The organism is Listeria immobilis, assembly GCF_014322765.1.
Classification (GTDB): domain Bacteria; phylum Bacillota; class Bacilli; order Lactobacillales; family Listeriaceae; genus Listeria; species Listeria immobilis.
Map to the genome: position 1 here is coordinate 31,341 of NZ_JAASTZ010000006.1, position 25,230 is coordinate 56,570.

General features: G+C 37.8%; 18 protein-coding genes. 17 read left to right on the forward strand and 1 reads right to left on the reverse strand.

The genetic code is table 11. From position 1 onward, the window contains the following. The first annotated feature begins 48 nt into the window (after positions 1 to 48). From HCJ50_RS05765 to HCJ50_RS05805, 9 genes are all read left to right on the forward strand, one after another. Positions 49 to 930, forward strand: a complete 882-nt coding sequence (locus HCJ50_RS05765) for a carbohydrate ABC transporter permease (protein ID WP_185344286.1) — start codon at positions 49 to 51, stop codon at positions 928 to 930. Beyond that, positions 917 to 1,768, forward strand: a complete 852-nt coding sequence (locus tag HCJ50_RS05770) for a carbohydrate ABC transporter permease (protein ID WP_185344284.1) — start codon at positions 917 to 919, stop codon at positions 1,766 to 1,768. Before HCJ50_RS05765 ends, HCJ50_RS05770 begins: the two co-directional genes overlap by 14 nt. 18 nt (positions 1,769 to 1,786) lie before the next feature. Continuing rightward, a complete protein-coding gene (locus HCJ50_RS05775; RefSeq protein ID WP_185344282.1) occupies positions 1,787 to 2,839 on the forward strand; it encodes a zinc-dependent alcohol dehydrogenase in 1,053 nt (350 codons plus the stop codon). A 12-nt stretch (positions 2,840 to 2,851) separates the two neighbouring features. Further along, positions 2,852 to 3,646 carry a sugar phosphate isomerase/epimerase family protein gene (locus HCJ50_RS05780; RefSeq protein ID WP_185344280.1) on the forward strand — a complete coding sequence of 265 codons (795 nt, stop codon included), beginning with the start codon at positions 2,852 to 2,854 and terminating at the stop codon, positions 3,644 to 3,646. 56 nt (positions 3,647 to 3,702) lie between these two features. Continuing rightward, complete coding sequence (locus HCJ50_RS05785) at positions 3,703 to 4,734, forward strand: Gfo/Idh/MocA family protein (protein WP_185344278.1); 1,032 nt, start codon at positions 3,703 to 3,705, stop codon at positions 4,732 to 4,734. Next, positions 4,731 to 6,908 (forward strand): glycoside hydrolase family 65 protein, encoded by a 2,178-nt coding sequence (locus tag HCJ50_RS05790; RefSeq protein WP_185344276.1) that lies wholly within the window; start codon positions 4,731 to 4,733, stop codon positions 6,906 to 6,908. Before HCJ50_RS05785 ends, HCJ50_RS05790 begins: the two co-directional genes overlap by 4 nt. Continuing rightward, a complete protein-coding gene (locus HCJ50_RS05795; RefSeq protein WP_185344274.1) occupies positions 6,905 to 8,023 on the forward strand; it encodes a glycerate kinase in 1,119 nt (372 codons plus the stop codon). The genes HCJ50_RS05790 and HCJ50_RS05795 overlap by 4 nt, the downstream gene beginning before the upstream one ends. Beyond that, entirely contained in the window at positions 8,023 to 8,685 is a 663-nt protein-coding gene (gene pgmB / locus HCJ50_RS05800) for a beta-phosphoglucomutase (protein WP_185344272.1), read from the forward strand. Before HCJ50_RS05795 ends, pgmB begins: the two co-directional genes overlap by 1 nt. Before the next feature lie 127 nt (positions 8,686 to 8,812). Next, the gene (locus HCJ50_RS05805; protein ID WP_185344270.1) at positions 8,813 to 9,133 is read left to right on the forward strand and encodes a thioredoxin family protein; all 321 of its coding nucleotides are present in this window, start codon (positions 8,813 to 8,815) and stop codon (positions 9,131 to 9,133) included. Between the two features lie 58 nt (positions 9,134 to 9,191). Here the strand turns inward: HCJ50_RS05805 and HCJ50_RS05810 are convergent, their stop codons facing one another. After that, on the reverse strand, positions 9,192 to 9,791 hold the full coding sequence (locus tag HCJ50_RS05810) for a nitroreductase family protein (RefSeq protein WP_185344268.1): 600 nt from the start codon (positions 9,789 to 9,791) through the stop codon (positions 9,192 to 9,194). 192 nt (positions 9,792 to 9,983) lie between these two features. On the opposite strand from HCJ50_RS05810, the gene HCJ50_RS05815 reads away from it, so the two are divergent. From HCJ50_RS05815 to HCJ50_RS05850, 8 genes are all read left to right on the forward strand, one after another. Continuing rightward, on the forward strand, positions 9,984 to 10,337 hold the full coding sequence (locus HCJ50_RS05815) for a hypothetical protein (RefSeq protein ID WP_003721123.1): 354 nt from the start codon (positions 9,984 to 9,986) through the stop codon (positions 10,335 to 10,337). A 106-nt stretch (positions 10,338 to 10,443) separates the two neighbouring features. After that, on the forward strand, positions 10,444 to 10,866 hold the full coding sequence (locus HCJ50_RS05820) for a MarR family winged helix-turn-helix transcriptional regulator (protein WP_038406312.1): 423 nt from the start codon (positions 10,444 to 10,446) through the stop codon (positions 10,864 to 10,866). 14 nt (positions 10,867 to 10,880) lie between these two features. Continuing rightward, positions 10,881 to 12,029 carry a lmo2826 family MFS transporter gene (locus tag HCJ50_RS05825; RefSeq protein ID WP_185344266.1) on the forward strand — a complete coding sequence of 383 codons (1,149 nt, stop codon included), beginning with the start codon at positions 10,881 to 10,883 and terminating at the stop codon, positions 12,027 to 12,029. Between the two features lie 381 nt (positions 12,030 to 12,410). Then, positions 12,411 to 13,502, forward strand: coding sequence for a 3-phosphoserine/phosphohydroxythreonine transaminase (serC, locus tag HCJ50_RS05830; RefSeq protein ID WP_185380419.1), 1,092 nt, complete (start codon positions 12,411 to 12,413; stop codon positions 13,500 to 13,502). Then, complete coding sequence (locus HCJ50_RS05835) at positions 13,495 to 14,682, forward strand: phosphoglycerate dehydrogenase (protein ID WP_185380418.1); 1,188 nt, start codon at positions 13,495 to 13,497, stop codon at positions 14,680 to 14,682. The genes serC and HCJ50_RS05835 overlap by 8 nt, the downstream gene beginning before the upstream one ends. A gap of 87 nt (positions 14,683 to 14,769) precedes the next feature. Beyond that, positions 14,770 to 16,011, forward strand: a complete 1,242-nt coding sequence (locus tag HCJ50_RS05840; protein ID WP_185380417.1) for a DUF1015 domain-containing protein — start codon at positions 14,770 to 14,772, stop codon at positions 16,009 to 16,011. 133 nt (positions 16,012 to 16,144) lie between these two features. Further along, complete coding sequence (locus HCJ50_RS05845) at positions 16,145 to 20,788, forward strand: collagen binding domain-containing protein (RefSeq protein WP_185380416.1); 4,644 nt, start codon at positions 16,145 to 16,147, stop codon at positions 20,786 to 20,788. Positions 20,789 to 21,101: 313 nt separating this feature from the next. Continuing rightward, positions 21,102 to 24,923, forward strand: a complete 3,822-nt coding sequence (locus HCJ50_RS05850; protein WP_185380415.1) for an immunoglobulin-like domain-containing protein — start codon at positions 21,102 to 21,104, stop codon at positions 24,921 to 24,923. Positions 24,924 to 25,230: the final 307 nt, after the last annotated feature.

A 25,230-nucleotide genomic window follows, 5' to 3' on the forward strand; every position in this document is an offset into this window, starting at 1 on the left:
GTCTTTTTTGACAGTCTAGTACGTCGCTTTTTGATTTAAGGAGGCATTATGAAAACGAAAGTATATAAAAGATCAGACTTTAAGTTAGCAATGATTTTACTCGCACCAAGTTTTGTTTTACTGGCGGCACTGGTTTTATACCCGATGATTTCTAATATCCATATCAGTTTTTTAGATATGCCGCTTAACCCGAATATTAAATCAATCTTTATTGGTTTACAAAATTATATCGACATTTTAAAAGACCCAGAGTTTTATAAATCATTAGGATTGACAATAGCGTATACAGCGCTTGTAGTAGTCGGAAGCACTGGGATGGGACTGCTTGTGGCGATATTCTTTAACCGTGAATTTAGGTTTAGAAAGACAGCTCGATCGCTAATTATTTTATCTTATGTAACACCATCTATTTCCCTGATTTTTGCATGGAAATATATGTTTAACAATGGATATGGCGTGATTAATTTTATGACAGTGGACGTACTTCATCTATTTAAAGAAGCACCACTATGGTTTGATAATCCAGTTTCTAGTTTCTTTTTAGTAACATTTTTTGCGATATGGCGTTATTTTCCTTATGCATTTATTTCGTTTTTGGCAATTTTGCAAACGGTCGATAAGTCGCTTTATGAGGCGGCTGATATGGACGGAGCGAACATTTGGGATAAATTCAAAATCGTTACTTTGCCAGCAATTATGCCGGTTTTAGCAACAGTTATTACGCTTCGGGCGATTTGGATGTTCTATATGTTTACCGATGTATACTTACTCACGAATAAAGTAAATATCCTTGGAGTTTATTTATATAAAACAGCATTCGCATTCAATGATTTAGGAAAAGCAGCAGCGATTTCTGTGATATTATTTGTCATTATTTTTGTTGTGATTATTTTTGCAAGAAAGCGGGTGGATTTGAATGGCAGTAAGTAGTAAAAAGTCAAAAAGAACAAAGAAAATCGCCTTTTATGTGACGATGGTTGCATTTTTATGTATTACCTTGTTCCCATTTTTGATTATGTTAATGACTTCTTTTAAAAGCAGCAAAGAGGCCATTTCGACACATCCAACATTTTTTCCAAAGGATTTCACTTTCCAACACTATATAGATATTTTTAACCCGGATATTTTTCCGTTTGTAACCTATTTTAAAAACAGTTTAATCGTTTCGGTTTTTGCAGCCGGAATTGCGGTTGTTTTAGGGATTTTAGGCGCGTATGCCCTTTCAAAATTACGCTTTAAAGGGCGAATTACGATTAATGCAAGTTTTTATACAGTTTATATGTTTTCAGGGATTTTATTAATTGTTCCTTTATTTAAAATTATTTCAAGTTTAGGTTTATATGATACGGAAACAGCTTTAATTATCACGATGGTTGTACAAACACTTCCAACAGCAGTATTTATGTTGAAAAGTTATTTTGATACAATTCCAACTGATATTGAAGAAGCTGCAATGATGGACGGGCTGAACCGATTCCAGATAATTTTGCGGATTATTGTACCGCTAGCGATTTCAGGTATTGTATCAGTGTTTGTATATTGCTTTATGGTTGCTTGGAATGACTATCTGTTTGCTTCGATATTCTTATCAAGCTCAGAGAAATTCACATTACCAATTGGACTTAACACACTCTTTAGTACACCAGACTACATTTGGGGTAGAATGATGGCGGCATCGCTTGTTACGGCGCTACCAGTTGTTATTATGTACGCAATTTCAGAAAGATTTATTAAAGGAAACTTAACTGATGGCGGAGTTAAAGGATAAGAAAGGAAGTTTATATAAATGAAAAAATTAGTTGCAACTGCACCGCGCGTGGCAGAATTAGTAGAGTATTTTGACCGGGAAGTTTTAGAAGATGAAGTAAAAATTAAAGTGCAATTCGCTTCTCCAAAACATGGAACAGAAGTAGTGGATTTCCGTGGAATTAGTCCTTTTATTGATGAAGAGTTTTCACCAGAATGGAATCTATTTGTTCCACGTGAAACAAATAGCGCACGAGGTATTGTCTTTGGCGAGTTCCAGCTGGGGAATATGGTTGTTGGTGAAATTATAGAACTTGGTAGTAAAGTGACGGAATACGAGCTTGGAGATATTGTTTGTTCTTACGGGCCAATTATGGAAACGGTGATTGTAAAGGCAGTCGATAACTACAAACTACGTAAGTTGCCAGAAGGAGCGAATTGGAAAAATGCGGTTTGTTATGATCCGGCCCAATTTGCAATGAGCGGTGTACGTGATGCCCATGTTCGTGCGGGTGATTATGTTGTCGTTGTGGGGCTAGGAGCAATCGGGCAAATTGCGATTCAACTAGCAAAGAAAGCTGGAGCAAGTATTGTTATTGGCGTAGACCCACTTAGCCATCGCCGTGAAATTGCAGAGAAACACGGTGCAGACGCTACTTTTGATCCGATTAATACGGATGTTGGTTTAGAAGTGAAACGACTTACTGGTAAACTTGGTGCGGATTCTATTATCGAAACAAGTGGTAATTCTGCGGCACTTCAAGCAGCACTTCGCGGGATTGCTTATGGTGGGACGATTTCCTATGTCGCTTTTGCGAAACCTTTCCCAGATGGCTTTAATCTTGGTCGTGAAGCACATTTCAATAATGCAAAAATTGTCTTTTCACGTGCAGCAAGTGAACCTAACCCTGATTATCCGCGTTGGGACCGCAAGCGAATTGAAGAAACTTGTTGGGAACTGCTTATGAATGGTTACTTAGATTGTAGTGATTTAATTGATCCGGTAGTTCCATTTGCTGAATCAGCGGAAAGTTATATGAAATACGTGGATAGAGAACCCGATTTAAGTATTAAAATGGGTATTACTTTATAAGGAGTGGTGAAAATGAAATTAGGAACACAAAACCAAGCATTTTTCCCGGAAAATATTCAAGAAAAATTTGCTTATGTAAAAGAAATGGGCTTTGAAGGTTTTGAAATTGACGGTAAATTACTTGTTGAAAATTTGGAAGAAGTCAAAGCGGCAATTAAGAAAACCGGATTACCTGTTTCAACAGCGTGTGGCGGCTATGATGGTTGGATTGGTGACTTTATTGAAGAACGCCGATTGAATGGTTTGGAAGAAATTAAAACAATTCTTGAAGCTTTACAAGAGGTTGGCGGTCAAGGGATTGTTGTTCCAGCAGCGTGGGGGATGTTCACATATCGATTGCCACCAATGACTTCACCTCGATCTCAAGCAGGTGATTTTAAAGCAGTAAGTGAATCGCTTATGTACTTGGATAAAATTGCTTTAGAAACAGGGACAAAAGTTTATCTTGAACCACTTAATCGCTATCAAGATCATATGATTAATTTACTAAGTGATGCGCAGAAATATATTGATACAAACAAATTGAAGCATGTTGAAATCATTGCTGATTTTTATCATATGAATATTGAGGAAGACAGCATACCAGGAGCGCTTCGTACCTATAAAGATTCGATAGGTCACATTCATGTTGCGGATAATCATCGCTATCAACCAGGAAGCGGAAGCCTTGATTTTAAAACAAGTTTTGATCAATTGAAAAAGAATGGTTATAACGGATTTTTAACTTTTGAATGTCGAGTTCGTAGTGAGAATCCTGAGCAAGCTTATAAAGATGCATTAGCGCACTTAAAAAACTGTTTAATTTAAAATAGAAAATCCGCCCCAATTGAAGCGGGCGGATTTTTCTAAAAGGAGTTTCGAATATGAAAAAAAGAGTGGCAATTATCGGTGCAGGACAAGTCGCAGAGAAGGTTCATGCGGCATATTATAAAACAAGGGATGAGCTAGAACTAGTTGCTGTTTGCGACCCAAGTAAAGAACGTGCGGCAGAATTTCAAGTGAAAAATGGCTTTCAAAGTTATTATGCTACCGCAGAAGAAATGTTTGCTACCGAACAAGTAGATATTGTTAGTGTTTGTACGCCAAATCGGTTTCATTTTGATAATGTGATGTTGGCACTTGCGCATGGGGCGGCAGTTATGTGTGAAAAGCCACCCGCAATGAGTGCATCGGAAGCTAAAGCAATGTGGGATTTAGCAGAGCAGAAAAAAACTATTTTGGCCTATGATTTTCATCACCGTTTTTCAAGTGAAGCACGGTTTTTAAAGCAAAACGCGGCTCTTTTTGGAGAAATTTATTGTGTAAAAGCAACTGCGCTTAGACGTTCAGGGGTACCGGGATGGGGCACATTCACAAATAAAGAGATGCAAGGCGGCGGACCGTTGATTGATATGGGAATTCATATGCTCGATGCGGCGATGTTTGTACTTGGATTTCCAAAAGTAAAAAAAGTTACGGCAAAAAGTTTCCAAAAAATTGGCACGAAAAAAAGCCATGGCACATTTGGTTCATGGGATCCAACGAAGTATACAGTGGAAGATGCTTTATTTGGCTTTATTGAGCTGGAAAATGGTGGCTTAATTGAGTTAGATACTTCTTTTGCTTTACATATTAAGCCGGAGAGCATGCTGAATGTAGACTTTTTTGGCGACTTGGCGGGTGGTAGTTTTTATCCTGCTGAAATTTATACAGATAATGCAGGTGAGTTTCAGCTTTTGGAGCAACTAGGAGCACTTGAAGAGAATAAGCATGAAAATAGTATGAAGGCTTTTGTTGATAGCGTGCTCGGTTTGTCAGATGAACAACTTGCGGGTGCAGAACAAGGTTATAGAATTCAAAAAATTGTTGAAAGTTTATACGAATCGGCAGAAAAAGGTGAGAGTGTTTTTTTATGAAGAAAATAATCGAGAAGGAATTTGCAGTAGATTATCTAAATAAATATGGAAGCCAAATGACTATAGGGAATGGTTATTTGGGTATTCGCGGAGTATTGGAGGAAGACTATCCAGAGCAAGTTCGCGGGATGTATGTAGCAGGAATTTACAATCGACCAAGCGGATCAACAAGTTCTGAACTAGTGAACTTACCAGATATTATGCGGTTTCAGTTGACACTTGACGACGAGGTTTTCTCCATGCAAGCGGGAATAGTTCACCATTATGAACGTTATTTAGATATGAATACAGGAGAATTAGTCAGAAAGATCACATGGGAAAGTAGCTCACATAAAAAATATCAGATTAATTTTCGACGATTTGTTTCCAAAGTAGCGAAACACCTCATTGCAGCTAAAGTTGAAATTACCCCTTTAACGGATAATGCGGTAGTGAAAGTGCGAACTGGGATTGATGGGCAGCAAACAAATTTTGGCACACAACAGTTAGCAGAGTTGAGCATGCGGATTTTTGATGAAGAATTGATGGTTGGCGAATATGAGACGATAGAAAGTAAGCAACAAATTGTTGTGGCAACTAAAGTAAGTGCTAAAGGGATCTTCACTGCTAAAAACCGCCAGTTGATGACGGAAGTAAAACAACATGTGATGGCCAATGAAACATTTACTTTGGAAAAAATAAGTTCGGTTAATACAACACTTGGTAAATTGGATGAAGAAATTCCGAGTACCACTTATCATGAACTAAAAATGGCTTCAGATATAGCTTGGAACGATTTTTGGCAATCTGCTGGAGTTCAAGTGGACAGTGTAAATGTAGTGGATCAATTTGCGCTGGATTTTGCTACCTATCATTTAGAGATTATGACACCAAAAGATGACATTCGTTGTAGTGTCGGGGCGAAGGGGCTAACTGGAGAAGGTTATAAAGGTCATGTGTTCTGGGATACAGAAATATTTATTCTACCATTTTTCTTATATAATCAACCGAAAACTGCGAAACAATTGCTTCAATATCGTTATTTACATTTAAAAGAAGCAAAAGAAAAAGCAATTAAAAACGGCTACAAAGGGGCACTTTATCCATGGGAAAGCGCATTCTCTGGGGAAGAAGAAACGCCAGAATTTGCAGCAATTAATATTCGGACGGGAACACGCCAAAAGGTGGCTTCAGCAATTTCAGAGCATCATTTAGTAGCGGATATTGCCTTTGCAGTGTGTGAATATGAAGCAACAACAAAAGATGAGCAATTTATGCAAAATTATGGGGCCGAGATGCTCTTAGAAACAGCTGAATTTTGGATAAGTCGGGCTGTTAATCGTAATGGGCGCCTGGAAATACTCGATGTTATTGGACCTGATGAATACACAGAGCATATCGATAATAATACGTATACTAATTACATGGCGTACTATAATGTGAAAAAAGCTATGGACTGGAATAAAGCAAATAAAAACTTCCAAAAACGTGCGGAAGCGTTTTTAGCAAACTTGTATTTGCCAGTGGCGAGTGATACGGGGATAATTCCGCAAGATGATACATTTCTTCAAAAAGATTGGATAAATTTGGATAAATATAAGAAAAATCAAGGTACACAAGGAATTTTATTGGACTATTCTCGGCAAGAAGTGAATGAATTGCAAATCTTGAAGCAGGCTGATTTGGTCATGTTATTTTATCTTTTTCCAACAATTTTTAATATGGAAACAATGAAGAAAAACTTAGATTTTTATGAAAAGCGGACAATTCATGATTCTTCATTAAGTAAAGCAATCCATGCAATAGTAGCAAATCGGATAGGCGATAGACTACAGGCATATCAATTTTTCCAAGAGGCGTGTTTAATTGATCTTGGGCCAGAACCACATTCATCAGATGACGGACTCCACGCTGCCTCCCTTGGTGCTATTTGGCTGGCTGTGATTTTTGGATTTGCAGGTATTGATACAAGCGCTGAAATACTCCAAATTACGCCGAAATTACCAGATGCATGGAAATCGGTAGCCTTTGAATTTATCTGGAAAGGTGAAAAAATTAGTTTTAAAATTACATCAGAAACACTAGAACTTTCAAAAGCGACTAAAAGCGTGCTAGAATTAATTATCCTAGGGGAAAAGCAGCTATTAACGGATAAATTAATTATTAACTTTGAACAAAAGGACGTGTCTTTATGAAAATCGTTATCGCACCGGACTCTTTTAAAGAAAGTTTGACGGCGCAGGAGGTAGCAGAGTATATTAAAGAGGGCTTTCAAGAAGTTTATCCTGATGCAGATTATCATTTACTTCCAATTGGTGATGGTGGAGAAGGGACGTTAGCGATTTTAAGCGAGGCTTTCTTGGCAACAAAAATGAAAGTCAATGTTTCTGGTCCATTTGGAGATATTCTCCCGGCAGAAATTGCTTTTACTGATGGAAATAAAACCGCACTTATTGAAATGGCTGAAACTTGTGGTTTACATTTAGTTCCTTTAAGTCAAAGAAACCCGCTCCAAGTCAGTACTAGAGGAGTAGGTGAATTAATTCTCTATGCTATCCAAAAAGGCGCAACAGAGATTATTATTGGCATTGGTGGAAGCGCTTCAAATGATGGCGGAATTGGCATGGCAAGTGCGCTTGGCTATGAATTTCTGGATAAAGATGGGCAAAAGCTACAACCAATTGGCGCCAACCTAGCGAAAGTTGCAACAATCAACGCCAGAAACGTTCCAGCTGAGTTGCAAAACATCACCATTAATGTAGTTACTGATGTTGAAAACCCGTTATGTGGGGAAAAGGGAGCTACATTTGTTTTTGGTCCTCAAAAAGGTTTACCGAAATCTGATTTAGTAGAAGTGGATGCAGCAATGGCGCATTTTTATCAGCTGGCAAATCCAATGATGCTCACTATGCCTCGTGCTGGCGCTGGTGGCGGAATTGGCGCTGGTCTCATGACATTTTTACAAGCAAATTTACTCTCTGGAATCGATTTTGTTATTGAAGCTCTTCAAATGCAAGCGGTTTGTGAAGATGCTGATTTAGTTATCGTCGGGGAAGGAAAAATGGACGGGCAGACTGCGGAAGGAAAAGCACCAGTAGGCGTAGCAAAACAAGTGACATTAGGAACACCCGTTATTGCAATTTGTGGAAGCGTAGGGACAGGTTTAGATGCTGTTTATAAAGCTGGAATTACTGCTATTTTCCCATCTATTGCAGAACCAGCAACATTAGAAGAAATACTAAAAGAAACCCCTAATAATTTAAGAAGAACCGCGCGAAATGTGGCGGCAGTTTGGAAAGGAAGAGTTTAATGACAATAGCTTTAAAAGGAGTATTATTTGATTTAGATGGTGTTATCACAGATACTGCACATTATCATTACCTTGCTTGGAAAAAAACAGCAGAGAGTATTGGGATTGAATTTGATGAAGCATTTAATGAGAATTTAAAGGGAGTGAGTAGAATGGATTCGCTGCTACTCATTTTAAAGAAAGATAACCGTGAAAATGACTTTACAAAAGAAGAGCTCGAAACACTTGCTGCTGATAAAAATGAATTCTATGTTAGTTTACTTCAAGAAATTTCACCTGCAGATGTGCTACCAGGGATTAAAGAGTTGATTGCAGAACTAAAAATGCAAAACTTAAAATGTGCAATTGCTTCTGTATCTAAAAACGCACGTACAGTTTTAAGTGCATTAGGAATGGAACAAGATTTTGACTATATTGTTGATGCAGCAAAGATCACTAAATCAAAACCAAATCCTGAAATCTTTATTGAAGCAACTCGTGGGTTAGGACTTACTCCATCAGAAGTTGTTGGGATTGAAGATGCTCAAGCAGGCATTGAAGCAATAAATGCAGCAAATATTGTTAGTGTAGGTGTTGGTTCAGGTCTTCGTAATGCAGATATGACTGTAAAACACACTGGTTTGCTTGATTTACGTATTTTAGAAATATTACATAGTAAATAAAATGTTTCACGTGAAACATTTTAAATATGTCAAAAAATGAACAAAAAGCAAGATATATAGTTATTCTAGAACCCTTTACTTGACCACAATACAACTTTGGAATATTCTGAATGTGAGGTGGATATGAATGGCGATTATTTTTGCAAAAGAAGAGAATTTGGAAGAGATTGTTAGTAGCCATCCTAAAATATTGCTTAATTTTTGGGCAGAATGGTGTGCTCCTTGCCGTTGTTTTTGGCCTACACTTGAGCAGTTTTCTGAGGTGGAAGAAGGTAACATTCAAGTTGTAAAGATTAATGTAGATAGAGAACGAGCGTTAGCACAACAATTTGATGTAAAAGGAATACCTAATTCACTCGTTCTAGTGGATGGAGAAATCAAAGGTGCTATTGCTGGCATTGTTAGCTGTGAAGAGCTAAGAAGTAGATTTCGAAGTCTAGCAAAATAAAAATTCCGCGATACCAGTTAATGGTCGCGGAATTTTTTTGTTTCACGTGAAACATTTATTATTTGAAAACGCGGAAACGTTCTGCATCATCAATAAATTCTTTTTCCCCAGCTTCTTGAACGATATTACCAAACGGCATTTGAGCGCGTAAGTTCCAGCTTGCAGGAATATCCCATTCAGCTTTAACAGCATCGTCAATTAGAGGGTTATAATGTTGAAGAGAAGCACCAATACCAGCATTTGCAAGAGCAACCCATACAGAGTGTTGTGCAATACCTGTAGATTGTTCAGCCCAAACTGGGAAGTTATCTGCATATAAAGCAAAGTTTTCTTGTAAACCTTCAATAACAGCATTATCTTCAAAGAAAAGAACTGTTCCATATCCAGCGCGGAAAGAACCAACTTTTTCAGCAGTTGATGCAAAGTTTTCGGCAGGAACGATAGCGCGCAAAGTATCTTCTACAATGTTCCAAAGTTTATTGTGGTTTTCTCCTAAAAGAATAACCGCACGTGAACTTTGAGAATTGAAAGAAGAAGGGCTATATTTTACAGCATCTTTAACGATTTCTTCAATTTTGGAATCTTCTAATGAAACGTTTTTGTCTAGTGCATAAATGGAACGACGAACTTTAATGGAATCTAAAAATGTATTAGTCATAAAAATAAAACTCCTTTGTTAATGTTATTTACTTACATAAGTATAGCAACTATTTATTAATTTGCAAGTGTTTTTGTCGGAAATATTTTATGTAAGCGCTAAACCAGTTGCGACGCTTATTAAAAAACTTTTGAGTAAAATAATTGCTTTTTAGAACGTTTGTTCGTATAATAAATGTAAGAGGTGATTATTATGGTTACAGCCATTCGTAAAGAACAATTACCAATACAAAAGAATGCCGCATTTTTAACAAGTCGGCCAGAAGTAGATTATTTAGAACGAGAAAGTTTCTTTATCACATTAAATGATGCGAAAAAAAGAGCATGGCTTGTCCGACTAACCTATTTTCATGAAGCAGATGTTTCTTCTTTAAAGCTTGCATCTTTTGAATATCCTGCTGCATTTTTAGGTTTAGGAGAAATAGAAAAACTCGATTTGGTGCCAATAGAAATAGATATGTTAACAGAAGAAGTTATTTTAGAGGATGTAGTTGGGCGAGAGCATATTATTGAGTTTAGAGACATTCTTGCTGTGGAGCTATTATAGAAGGACAGTCATAAAAAAATGGTTGTTCTTCTTGCAATGTTGTAGATAATTATGTATAATAGTTGTTATGACAATTATTGTTATGACAATAGAAAAGAGGATAGAGATGCGCGGATACTATGACGAGGTTTCTTTTAGTGTAAATACTACGGCAAAGAAAATGCATTTATTTTTGATGAGAGCAATTGCAAGCTATGATGTAACACCAGAACAATGGTCTGTTTTGGAAGGAATTGAAGCTAATGAGCCAATTTCGCAAAAAGAGATAGCACTTTGGACGAAGAAAGATACACCAACCGTGAATCGGATTGTAGATGTACTCCTTAGGAAGGAACTTATTGTCCGAGAGGTAAGTACAGAAGACAGACGAATCTCGCTTTTGTCATTAACAGAAAAAGGGCGAATAGAAACGAATGAGCTGCGAGACATTGTGGAAGCTAGTTGTGAAAAAATATTTGCAGGCATTCCACAGAAAGATGTGGAGCAACTAACAGCTATTTTGAAAAGCGTTTCTGCTAATTTAGAGTAAAGAAGGAATATAATTTGGAAAACAAGACAAAACTTTGGACGAAGGACTATATATTTTTATTAATTGGAAGTGTAATGCTTTATATTGGGTTTATGGTTTTTATGCCCACATTACCTGCACGAATAATTGAACTTGGTGGAACTCAAATGGAAGCAAGCCTTGCAGTAGGGCTTTTTTCAGTTGTTGCATTGTTTATGCGTGCGATTGCAGGAAGTTGGAACGATAAATTTGGACCGAAAAAATTAATTATTATCGGATTTTTGATATTAATACTAACTACAGTGAATTTTTACTGGTCGACAGCGGTTGCCGCATTGCTAATATTGCGACTTTTCCATGGGGCTGGTTGGGGGATTGGAACAACGTCGATTGCGACTGGTGTTTCAAAGTTAGTACCACCTAGCAGAACAGGGGAAGGTATTGGTTTTTATGGGCTTACGACGGCACTTGGTATGTCGCTCGCACCGATTATTGCTATTTTAATTATGAATTACTTTTCTTTTAATGTACTTGTGACTTTTTCGCTTGTGTTGATGGTAATTATTTTGTTATTAATGATGCAATTAAAACTTCCAAAATCCGAAAATGTGGTTCATCAAAAAATGAAACTATTTGAAAAAACGGCTTTGCTACCTGCTGGACTTTGTTTACTTATGGCGATTCCGCTTGGTGGTATTCAAACATTTATGATGGTTTATGGTACAGAAATTGGTATTACTACAACTTGGGTTTATTTTATTGGACAAGCAATTATGGTACTTGTCAGCCGTATGTTTGCAGGAAGTCTATATGATACAAAGGGACACCGTTTTGTTATTATTCCGGGAGCGATTTCAATGATTGTGGGGATCTTAGTTCTTTCCTTTGCAACCGGAGCAATTAGTTTATTTATTGCTTCACTATTTTTTGGTTTAGGGTATGGGATGGCGCAACCGGCACTTCAAGCACTTGCTGTTGACCGAGCTGCACCACATAACAAAGGAACGGCAAATGGAACTTTTCTTTCAGGTATGGATATTGGCATGGCTGTCGGGAGTTTTGGTCTTAGTATTGTAGCTACTTATTATACCTATGCGATTATGTATCGAACTGCAATTATTGCGCTAGTAGTATTTTTTATAGTGTATTGGTTTACTTTAGGGAAAAAAGCACATAATAGCTAACATCTTTTGTGAACTGTTTTTCAAAAAAAGAAAGAGTGAGAATGGCTTTAAACAGCTGTTACTCACTCTTTTTTTATGTCAGAATCTTTAAACATCACATTTATTTAGAGTTTTAGTATAAATTTTCTGAAAAACAGTACTATTTCTGCTATAATATACAAAAGTACAAAAGGCAGTGTTTTCTTTTAAGTGCTGAAAAATCCGAATATTGTGTGGAATATCACAGATTCGCTTTTTTATTTCTTAAGAATAGAACTTCGAAAAAGCAACAAGTTTAACGAGGAAGGCTCATATCTGACTGGTAAAAATAGAATAATATCTATTGCTGGTGAAAATTTTTTGTAAGTATTGGGGAAATTTGATGGACAGGAGAGATGTTGAGTGGAACGTGTTTATAATTTTTCGGCAGGACCGGCTGTATTACCAGTATCGGTACTTGAAAAGGTTCAAAGAGAATTGCTCTCTTATAATGGGTCAGGAATGTCCGTTATGGAGCTGAGTCACAGATCAGAATTGTTTCAAAACATCATGGACGATGCGGAGCGCTTGATTCGAGAATTGATGGAGATTCCCGAGAATTACAAAGTGCTATTTTTGCAAGGTGGTGCAAGTTTACAATTTAATATGGTACCAATGAATCTAGCAAATGGGAAAAAAGCAGCTTATGTAAACTCTGGATCTTGGGCAAAAAAGGCCATTTCAGAAGCTAAAAAAATTCAAGGTGTTGAGGTGGAGGTGATTGCCTCTTCAGAAGATCGTAATTTTAGCTATATTCCTGAAATACCTGCTGTTTCTAGTGATGCAGCCTACTTACATGTAACTACAAACAACACCATTGAAGGAACAGCGATGTTTGATGTACCAGAATCAGCTGTACCAATTGTTGCCGACATGTCTTCAAACATTTTATCAAGTGTATATGATGTGAAAAAATTCGGTCTTATTTATGCAGGCGCTCAAAAAAATATTGGACCTGCTGGACTGACGCTAGTTATTGTTCGTGAAGATTTAATTGGACAAGTGGAAGGACTACCTTCAATGCTTGATTTAAAAGTGCAAGCGGACAATGAATCGATGTATAACACACCACCAACATTTGCTATATATGTGGCAAAACTTGTATTTGAATGGATAAAAGAGCAGGGTGGAGTTGCTGGAATAGAAGCATTGAATCGTAAAAAAGCAGCTTTATTATATGATTATATTGATGGATCAGATTTCTTTTCTTCACCAGTTGACCCTGTTGCTAGATCGCTTACGAATATTCCGTTTGTAACAGGCTCGGTAGATTTTGATAAAGCCTTTGTTAAAGAAGCAGAAGCAAATGGTTTTGTTAATTTAAAAGGTCATCGCTCAGTTGGCGGAATGCGTGCTAGCCTTTATAACGCATTTCCAATTGAAGGAGTTGAAGCACTAATTACCTTTATGGAAAAATTTGCGAATGCGCGAAAAGGGGGAGAAGTACGTGTTTAATATCCAAACGTTTAATGCGATTGCTAAAGAAGGATTAAAAACTTTCGATCTTGAAAAGTATGTGATTGATGCGAATCAAGCGGCAGACGGGATTTTACTACGTAGTTATAACCTACACGATTTTGACTTTCCAGATTCAGTGAAAGCAGTAGCAAGAGCGGGGGCTGGAGTAAATAACATTCCAGTAGAAAGTTGTTCGGAAAGAGGAGTTGTGGTATTTAATACACCTGGTGCAAATGCGAATGCAGTAAAAGAATTAGTGCTCGCTAGCTTGTTTGTTTCTGCAAGACCGATTTTGGAAGGTACTGAGTGGGTGAAAGAATTGCCTGCTGCAGACGATGTGGAGCAAAAAGTAGAAGCTGGCAAAAAAGCTTTTGCAGGAACAGAACTTGCGGGAAAAAAACTTGGAATTATCGGGTTAGGAGCAATTGGCGCATTGGTTGCGAATGACGCTTTAGCACTAGGAATGGATGTTGTAGGTTATGATCCTTTCGTTTCGGTGGATACAGCATGGAGAATATCTAAGGAAGTAGAACGAGCGATGACGATAGAAGAAGTACTTGCGACGTGTGATTATTTAACTGTTCATGTACCTTTAACTGATAAAACTCGTGGCATGTTTAATGCAGACACATTACAACTAGTGAAAGATAATGCAGTTTTATTAAATTTTTCTCGTGGTGAGTTAGTTGATACAACAGCAATCAAAGACGCTTTGAATATTGGACTTTTACGTTTATATATTACTGATTTTGCAACAAAAGAGCTGTTAGGGCATAAGAAAGTGCATGTTTTTCCTCACTTAGGCGCATCTACAGAAGAAGCAGAAACAAACTGTGCTAAAATGGCTGCGAAAGAGTTGCAAGCTTATCTAGAGACGGGAAGTATCAAGAACTCTGTCAATTATCCTAATGTGGAGATGCCATATAACGGGCATCCTCGAATTGGTATTTGTCACCAAAATATTCCTAATATGGTTGGGCAAATTACAACCGAATTAGGGAAATACTCCTTAAATATTTTGGATATGACTAATCGCAGCAAAAATGAATATGCTTATACATTAATTGATATTGATAAAGAAACACCAGCTAATTTAGAACAATTAAAAAACGATTTATTAGCAGTTCAAGGTGTTTTGCGTGTTCGTGTAATCGAACCTCTAGGCGTGACAGTCTAAAATTATTACCCGGGAAATAATAAGAGTATGAAACTTCATGGTGACGACCAGATGATTCATACTCTTTTACTAAAAAGGAGGATAATTATGGTAAAGATAAGACCATTTAAAGCAATTCGTCCGATTAAAAATTTGGCAGAAAAAGTGGCTTCACTACCTTATGATGTGCTAAATTCAGACGAAGCGCGTGAACTGGGAAATAACAACCAATATTCATTTTTACATATTGATAAGGCGGAAATTGATTTAAGTAAGGATATTTCCCCTTATGATCCAGCTGTTTATCAAAAAGCAGCTGATAATCTGGAACAATTTGAGCTGGACGGCTGGCTTGGAAGAGAAGCAAATCCAGCATTTTATATTTATCAATTAACAATGAACGGGCGACCGCAAACGGGACTTGTTGTTTGTACTTCGATTGATGATTATACAGAAGGAAAAATTAAAAAACATGAATTAACCCGTGAAGAAAAGGAGCTGGATCGAATTCGTCATGTTGATACATGTGATGCGAATACAAGTCCAATTTTCTTAACCTATCGTGGAAAAGAAGCGATTAATACGCTCATTAACTCTTGGGTGAAAGAAAATGAGCCTGAATACGATTTTAAGAGTTTTCATGGCGTGGAACATAAAGTTTGGGCTATTACAGATGCCTACATTCTAGAAGACCTATCAGCGGCGTTTTCAGAAGTACCAGCATTTTATATTGCTGATGGACATCACCGGACAGAATCAGCCGTAAAAGTCGGTTTAAAGCGCCGTGCGGAGTTTCCTGATGCTGGCCCGGAAGCAGAATTTAATTTCTTCTTATCTGTTGTTTTTCCAGAAGAGCAGTTGGAAATTTTAGATTATAATCGGGTTGTAAATGTGCCAGTAGAAGCAGATTTTCTAGATAAAGTGAAAGCGAGTTTTAATGTAGAAGAAATGGGCAAAGCGACTTTTAAACCAGAGAGTCCAAAACAAATTGGTATGTATCTAGATGGGGATTGGTATAAATTAGTTGCCAAAAGCGATGTGATTCCAAGCGATGTGATTGGAAAACTAGATGTTTCTATCTTGCAGGAACAAATTTTAACACCTATTTTTGGAATTGAAGATATTCGCCGTGATAATCGAATTGATTTTGTTGGTGGAATTCGTGGGCTTGGTGAACTAGAACGTCTAGTGAATAAGGGAAGCCATTCTGTTGCGTTTGCGATGTACCCGCCGACAATGGATGATTTACTTAGTGTCGCTGATGCATCAGAAATTATGCCTCCAAAATCAACCTGGTTTGAGCCGAAATTACTAAGTGGATTGTTTGTGCATGACCTAGAAAGTAAATAAGAATTAGGAACTTCTCTAAATAAACAGGGAAGTTCCTTTTTATATAGAAAATAGTGTTTGGTTATAGTGCAAAAGGGAAAAAGTAACTACTGACAATTGTAACAAATGCAAATGTTAATTTGGGGGGATTAATTTGAAAAAAACGTTGTACTTATTGTTTGTTGGCTTATTAATAGCACAAGTATTTTTCCCGTATCTTGCAAAAGCAGATGATTCTGCGGGGGGAACAGCTAGTGTAAAGCTTACTAAGGTAGAGAAAAAAGAGGAACAAGTAACAAAGGACAATCAATTTCGGTTTAAAGTGACAGCACAAGTCAAAAATGAAACATTAGAACCGCAAAAAACAAGTATTACTGTATCTAATAATGTTTCTCTACAGCTTGAAAATGAAGGAGAGATTTTAGACGAACAAAATAAGGAAGTTGGGAAATATAAGATTAATGGGAATGAGATCCAATTCGATGTTCCGGCAGGGCAGGATGGTACGATTAGCCTTGAAATCGCAACAACTTACTTAGAACAATCGAGCAAACTTGAAAAAGATAAGGTGGAATTTTCAACAGAGACAAATCAGTTAACTAGTGAAGTGACACTTTATCAAGAACCACAAGAACCACAAGAACCAAAAGAAACAGAGCCTCCTAAAGCTGACACTCCAACAGAATCAACTCCAACAGAATCAACAGAGGCAAACGGAGATAAACCAGTAGCTGATCAAAAAGAAGTCCAAAAAGCACCAGAAGAAAGAGCGGTCGCTGCAGATGAACCACAAGATGTAAAAGATATTTTTGCAAGCTTGGGATATTCAGAGGAAGACTCTACGATTTTAACTGGAATGGAATTAACTTATTTTGATGCAGACGGTAATCCGGTTGAGAATCCTACAGTGGACGATTATGTGCATTTCAAATTCACTTGGGCGATACCAAATGATGTTGGTGCAGAAATTCAAGCAGGTGATTATTATACTTTTAAATTGCCTGATACAGTGAAAGTTTCTCAAAATCAAACTATTCCACTTGATCCGTATGCAAATGTGGAAGTTAGTACAGACGGAACTGTAAAATTCATTTTTACAGATGAGGTTCAAACGCATTCCAATGTCCATGGGACGCTAGAATTTGATACACAACTTAATGCAGAGGACATTGACGGTCCAGGAGAAATTACTATTAAAATACCATTTGAAGATAATATTCCACCGGTAGATATTAATGTCAAGCCTGCTGTGGATAGTACTATCGAAAAAAGTGGGCATTTTGATAAAGAATTTAACCCGGATTATATTTATTGGCAAGTGGATATTAACAAATCATTAGATACGATTGACAATGCAGTCGTAAATGAGACTTTTCCACCTGGGACGACTTATCAATCAGTGGAAGTTTATAAGGTGAAGGTAGATTTATACGGCGAAGTGTATCCCGGAAGTGAGGAATTAGTGACTTCTGGCTATACGGTTGACGCAGCAGGGAACGTCACTTTTACAACACCTATTAGTGATGCTTATCGTTTAAAATATACGACTAAAATCGATGAAGATGCTAAACCAGAAGCAGGTGGAAGTAAAACTTTTGAAAATACAGCCGTTCTTAATGCCGATGGGACAGAGCTACCGGCAAAAGCTTCGGTAGTGGCTTCTTATGGGACACTTTTAAATAAACAATCTAGTAATTATGATCCGACTACTCAAACCTCAGAATGGACTATCAAATACAACTACGGAGAGAAATCGATTGCTGAGGAAGATGCAACACTTCATGATGTATTTGGAGATAGTAGCATGCAATTAGTTGATGGTTCAGTGCAAATGAATATTATTACTTTTGATGAGGATGGATCAGAAGTTCAAGGTAGGAAATTAATTGAGGGTGTAGATTATAAGATAGAGATGACAGAAAATGGCTTTGATATTGTCTTTTTACACGATATTGATTATGCAGTTAAGATAACATATAAGACTACTATTACGGGTACGGTTGATGACAATGTCACAATTAATAATACGGTCACAACTGATACAGGAGATAGTAGTAATTCTTCAGGAGGTATTGTTCAGCAAAATGTAGTTAAGACGGTCGGAGCAGCGGATTATGACGCTAAAGAAGTTTCTTGGCAAATTGACATTAATAAAAATCATTATATGATGACAAATTGGCAACTAACTGATCAACTGAGTCCGGGGCTAACTTTATTACCAGAAACTTTTGTTATGAAAGATATGGTAACTGGAGCAACCTTAGTGAAAGAACAGGATTATTCTTTAGTCTATGATGAAGCAAGTCGTCAATTTACAGTTCGATTTTTAAATACGTATGCAGCAGGGACAGACCATGACTTCCGTATCACTTATAAAACTACTTTTGATACAAGGGTAGATGGAGTAGATGATCCAGACCGAATTTTTCCAAACAATGCTTCTACTACATGGACAGATGAAAATGGAGATTCACATTCAAGCAGTGACGGAGCTACGTTCGATCCGAATGATGCGGCGAAATATAACGGATTTAAAAATGGTAGCTATAATGCAACTACTTCCAGAATCACATGGTCTATCGGTGTAAACTACGATTCAAAAGAACTAGAAGATGCAACATTAGTTGATCCAATACAAGGAAATCAACAATATGTTCCAAATTCCGTTAAGATTTACCATTATACTGTTAATCCAGATGGTAGCATTGAAAAAGGCGATGAAGTGAGCAATTATGGTGATTTCACGATAATTGAACCTTCTGAGGCTAACAATCAAACATTGACAGTTCGTTTTCCAGATGATCAATCAGCTGCTTATATTGTAGAATTTAAAACTACATTAAATGGTCAAGTTATCGAACCGACATATGATAATGATGCCACGTTTACAAATGGAGATACCCAACCGCATCATTTGACGGCCGAGGTATCTATTGATAATGGTGGCGATTTTGTTAACAAAAGTGGTTACCAGGATGAAGACGGCTTTGCCAATTGGTCCATCACCGTCAATCCTAGTGGTTCTACTTTAAATGACGTGGTTGTAACGGACCATCCTTCTTCCAATCAAGCAATAGATGAGAGCTCGATTGTCGTTTACCGGACAATAGTAAAACCAGATGGCAGTATAGTGAAAAACCCTTATTTGCCGCTCAAAGAAGGAACGGATTACTCAGTTTCTTTAACAACTAATGCTACAACAGGAGAGCAAGAATTAAAAATTGAATTTCTTCATCAAATCAAAGCTCCTTACATTATTGAGTATCGTTCATTTGTTTTTGTAAATAGTGAGCCTAATCAGAAATTGACAAATGATGTAACGGTATCTGGGAATAATGAAGTAGCGGTAAACGATGGGGACAATACAACGGTAGATGTGGTTGTCCTAAATGGCTCAGGTACTGCTGTTGGAGAAACAGGTGGTATTGTTTTCCAAAAAGTAAATGGCGATAATGAACCTCTTACAGGCGCCGAATTTAGGCTTTGGAATAAAGATAAGACGATTGTTCTCAGAGAAGCTACCGTTGATGCAAATGGAGAACTTTCTTTCGGAAACTTGCCTTATGGAGATTATATACTCCAAGAAACAAAGGCGCCAACTGGGTATACGATAAGTGATGAGTTGGCAGCTGGGAAACAAGTTACTATAAGTGAAGAAACTACTAATGCAACAGAACCAATCCCAGTTGTAAACAATCCCAATAAGGTTACGCTTAAAAAAGCAAACGAGTCAGGAGATCCTTTATCTGGTGCTGAATTCCAATTGGAACAAAATATTGGTGGTTCGTGGAATAAAATAAGAACGGACGAAACTTTTGCAACAGATTTAAATGGTGAAATCGAAATTGATGGTCTTTTACCGGGCGATTATCGATTAACGGAAGTCTTTGCTCCAGCTGGCTATATATTGAACACCGAGCCAATTCCATTTACAGTTTCTGAAGCAGAGGATGGCCAAATTCCAGATATTGTATTGGGACCATTTATTAACTACACTGGAAGCATTGAGGCTGTAAAACAGAGTGAATCTGGTGAAAAATTAGCGGGCGCTGTGTTTGAAGTAAGGGATGCAGACCAAAATGTGGTTAAACGTGTTATTTCAGGCAGAGAAGGACATATAGCTGTGAATAATTTGGCTCCGGGGACGTATAGTTTAGTAGAAATACGCGCACCTCGAGGATATATATTGAATACGAAGCCGGTTGAATTCACTATAGCTGATACAAATGAAGGCGATCCAGGAACGATTCAATTAGATTCACTTATTAATTATAAAGGCAGTGTAGAGCTCATTAAGAACAGTGATTCCGGCGCTACTCTTTCCGGTGTGTATTTTGACCTCTATACCGAAGATGGTACGCTAGTGAAACAAAATCTAACAACAAATAAAGCGGGAGAAATCCAAGTTGATAATTTGGCTCCAGGAAAATACTACTTTGTTGAAACAAAAGCAAAAGATGGTTATCAATTAAATTCGGCTAAGATTGAATTTGAAGTAACAACGGAATTTGCTGGAAAACCAACCCGCATTACAGTAACAGCTATAAATTATGAAAAAGATCACCCTAACACTCCGGGGACGGATGGAAAGAACGGAACAGATGGGACAAATGGGGGAAATGGGACAAACAACACAAATAATTCTAAGGTAAAAGAACAACCAAATGTGCGAATGGAACAATCGAACTTGCCAGAAACAGGCGATACAGATAATGCAATATGGTGGGCAAGCTTAGGCTTAATACTAATTGGTTTTGCAAGTGTGACGCTTATCCGTCAAGCAAGAAGACATCGTTAAGAAGCCAATAAGTCTTAAAATTAGAAAACGGAAATGAAAATCATCTACATGGATTTTCATTTCCGTTTTTTTGTTTAAAAAAACTTATTTTGCCATTTTTTAGTAATATATTTTTCCCCTTTATATGGATAATAAAAAAGACTTATACATAAAAATGTACATTAACATTCTAATCATCCAATTAATTTTGCACAGGGAGTTAGTCTAAAATTTGTCATACATATTACGAAAAAGTGTGTAATTATCACACGATGAAGGTTGGCAAAACAAGTATCCTTAAGTTAAGTAAACGAGGGAAAAGGAGCTAAAATGAATGAGCAAAAAAACAAAGGTAAAAAAAAGCATTCGACTTACATCCATGGCAGTTCTTGTAACGGGCCTAGTAGTATCTCCAGTGAATATAAATACATCTATAGAAAAAGTAAATGCGGCAACAAATCTGACAGTAAGTAATGTTCAAGCGGATTCTCCGGTTATCTCTTTAGAAAATGGGGATTTTGAAACCCCTCTCGTAATGTCTTCAAGCAACTATCAATTATTTGATGCTGGTATAGTACCTGGCTGGGAAACTACAGGTAGCGATAATTTGATTGAATTACAAAGTAATAACGCCTCAACTACAGCGCAGAGTGGAAATCAGTGGGCAGAATTAAATGCGAATCAAGTTGCAGCATTATATCAAGATATTCCTACCACTCCGGGAGTTAAAGTCCATTGGCAAGTTTATCATAAAGGTAGAAAAGGCACTGATGTAGCGCTAGTAGAATTTGGTGCGCCAGGGGGAACGCTTGTTCAGCAAGCAGAAATGTCGGATGGAACGGCAACTTGGGGGCTTTATAAGGGTACTTATACGATTCCAGAAGGGCAAACCACGACTCGCTTTCAATTCAGAGCGGTGAGTAGTACAGGTGGAGCAAGTGTTGGGAACCTCTTAGATAATGTCCAATTTGCGACAGGATCGATACTAACTGTGGACGGAACTTTTTCAGAATCCAGTATTCAAGCAAAGAACCAAGTGGATTATCAAATTCAAGCAGTGAACTCTGGTGGAATGCCTGCCGCAAACAACCATTTTTCTGTACAAATACCTAACGAATTGACTTATACTCCGGGAACACTTTCTTCTAGTGATACAACTATTACGGAAGAAAATTATGATGAAGCAACTCGGACATTGACATTTACAACGGATAGTATAAAAAAAGATGCATCTGTCCAGATTACCATTCCTTTAACCGGACAAATCGAGACAAGTTCGGCTACTCCAGATACAACCGTTACCTACAATGATGAAAATTTTGATGAGGAAATTACGACAGTAGAAGCAACAGACACTTCTGTAGAAATCACTAGTAATGAAGTACCAACTATTGCAGGAGATACGACAACCACACTTCAACCGGGAGACACCTTTGATCCAACTAGTTCCATGACCGCGACGGATAAAGAAGACGGTGATATTACTAGCAACATTCAAGTGATAGATAATCCTGTTGATACGTCGAAATCAGGTACTTACACAGTAACCTATGAAGTGACCGACAGTGATGGAAATAAAGCGACCTTCACTCGTACGGTAGTCGTGACGGAAGCTCCTATTATTACTGGCGATACGGAAACACGGTTAAATCCAAATGAAACGTTCGATGACCCAATGAGCACGATTCAAGCAACAGACAAAGAAGATGGCGATTTAACTGACCAAGTGAAAATTATTAGTAATAATGTAGATACTAGTACGCCGGGGAGCTATGAGGTTGTTTATGAAGTCACCGATAGCGACGGAAACAAAACGACCTTTACACGTAGCGTCATTGTAACCGAAGCACCAACGATTTCAGGTGATACACAAACGGATATTAATCCAAACAGCACCTTTGATCCAACGAGTACCATGACCGCAACAGACAAAGAAGACGGTGATATTACAGGAAATATTCAAGTGGTAGATAATCCGGTTGATACATCAAAACCGGGAAGCTATGAAGTGACGTATGAAGTAACCGACAGCGATGGCAATAAAGCTACCTTTACACGTACAATTATTGTCACCGAAGCTCCAACCATTACTGGTGAGAGCGAAACTATTTTAAATCCGAATGCTACGTTTGATCCAATGAGTACCATGGCAGCAACAGATAAAGAAGATGGTGACATCACTAAAGATATTCAAGTCATTAGCGACCCTATTGATACATCGAAACCAGGAAGCTACGAAGTGACCTATGAAGTAACTGACAGCGATGGGAATAAATCCACTTTCACCCGTACAGTTACTATAACAGAGCCACCTCAAATTTCCGGTGATAGCGAAACGTATCTAAGTCCCGGCACTACTTTTGACCCAATGAGTACCATGACGGCAACAGATAAAGAGGACGGCGATGTTACAAGCGAGATAAAAGTAACAAACAACCCGGTTGATACTTCAAAACCTGGCAACTACGAGGTAACGTATGAAGTAACCGACAGTGATGGGAATAAATCTACTTTCACCCGTACTGTTATTGTGACAGAGGCACCAATCATCACGGGAGATAGCGAAACACGATTAAATCCAAACACAGACTTCGACCCAATGAGTACCATCCAAGCAACGGATAAAGAAGATGGGGATGTCACCAGCGAAGTAAAAATAACAAACAACACGGTAGATACGTCGAAACCCGGTACCTACGAAGTGACGTATGAAGTAACTGACAGCGATGGTAATAAATCTACTTTTACCCGAACTGTAACCGTGACGGAAGCGCCAATCATCACAGGAGATAGTGAAACACAATTAAATCCAAATGCAAATTTCGACCCAATGAGTACGATTCAGGCAACGGATAAAGAAGATGGTGACATCACAAGCACAGTAAAAATAACAAACAATACTGTAGATACATCGAAACCCGGCAACTACGAAGTGACGTATGAAGTAACTGACAGCGATGGCAATAAAGCAACCTTCACCCGAACTGTAACCGTGACGGAAGCACCAACCATTACCGGAGATAGCGAAACCATCTTAAATCCTAGTGCGATATTCGACCCAATGAGCACAATTCAAGCAACGGATAAAGAAGATGGTGATATCACAAGCAATGTTAAGGTGATAGACAACCCAGTGGATACATTAACACCGGGAAGTTATGAAGTGACGTATGAAGTAACTGACAGCGATGGCAATAAAGCAACCTTTACCCGAACCGTTATCGTCACTGCAGCACCGATTATCACTGGTGAAAGTGAAACCATTTTAAATCTAAACGCGGACTTTGATCCAATGAGCACCATGAAAGCAACAGATAAAGAAGATGGCGATATTACACAAAATATCCAAGTAACCAATAACACGGTCGACACGTCGAAACCAGGAAGCTACCTAGTAACCTATGAAGTGACAGATAGCGATGGCAATATTTCAGACACCTTTATTCGTACCGTAACCGTGACGGAAGCGCCAACTATCACCGGAGACAGCGAAACCCGATTAAATCCAAACGCAGACTTCGACCCAATGAGTACGATTCAGGCAACGGATAAAGAAGACGGCGACATCACAAGCGCAGTAAAAATAACAAACAACACTGTAGATACATCGAAACCCGGCAACTACGAAGTGACGTATGAAGTGACCGACAGCGATGGCAATAAAGCAACGTTTACCCGTACCGTGACTGTAACCGAAGCGCCCGTGATTTCTGGAGATAACGAAACACATATCACATCAGAAGATTCCTTTGATCCAATGGAGGGCATTACCGCAACAGATGAAGAGAATGGGGACTTAACGAAACAAATAAAAATTCTTTCTAATAATGTGGATATTAATATTCCAGGGACCTATCAAATAGTATATGAAGTGACAGATAGCGATGGAAACACTACAACTTTTACCCGTACAGTTGTGGTAGATTCAATCAAACAACCTTCTGAACAACCAAAAGATACAACTAATCCGCCGTCAGATAGACTATCTGGAAAAAATGAAATCAAAGAAAATACAGCAGAAAAACAACTTGATGTGAAGCCAGAAGAAAAAGCTGCTCTTCCAAAAACAGGGGATCAATCAAATGCTTCAACTGGTCTAGCAGGACTCGGATTATTTGCAGTAGGATTACTTGCTTTCTTCCGTAGAAAAAAATAATTTTAATCAAAAAATACCTATAAGCCAACAAACTTATGGGTATTTTTTTGTTTAGTAGTTGTACCTCATCGTATTTTATTCGTAATTGAACAAGTGAATAGGACAAAATTTGGACAAATCATAGAAACATTTTAAAATAGCAAAGATAAAACTATTGTTATTCACATGTGGATAAGTTAAAATAGTAGGGATGAAATTTTATTATTGGTTTTTCTGTGGATATGTGTATAAAGTCTATGGATAACCTTCCAAATACTAACAATTTAATTGCTTTGGTCAAAGCGGAGCGTAAGTTGTTGATAATGCA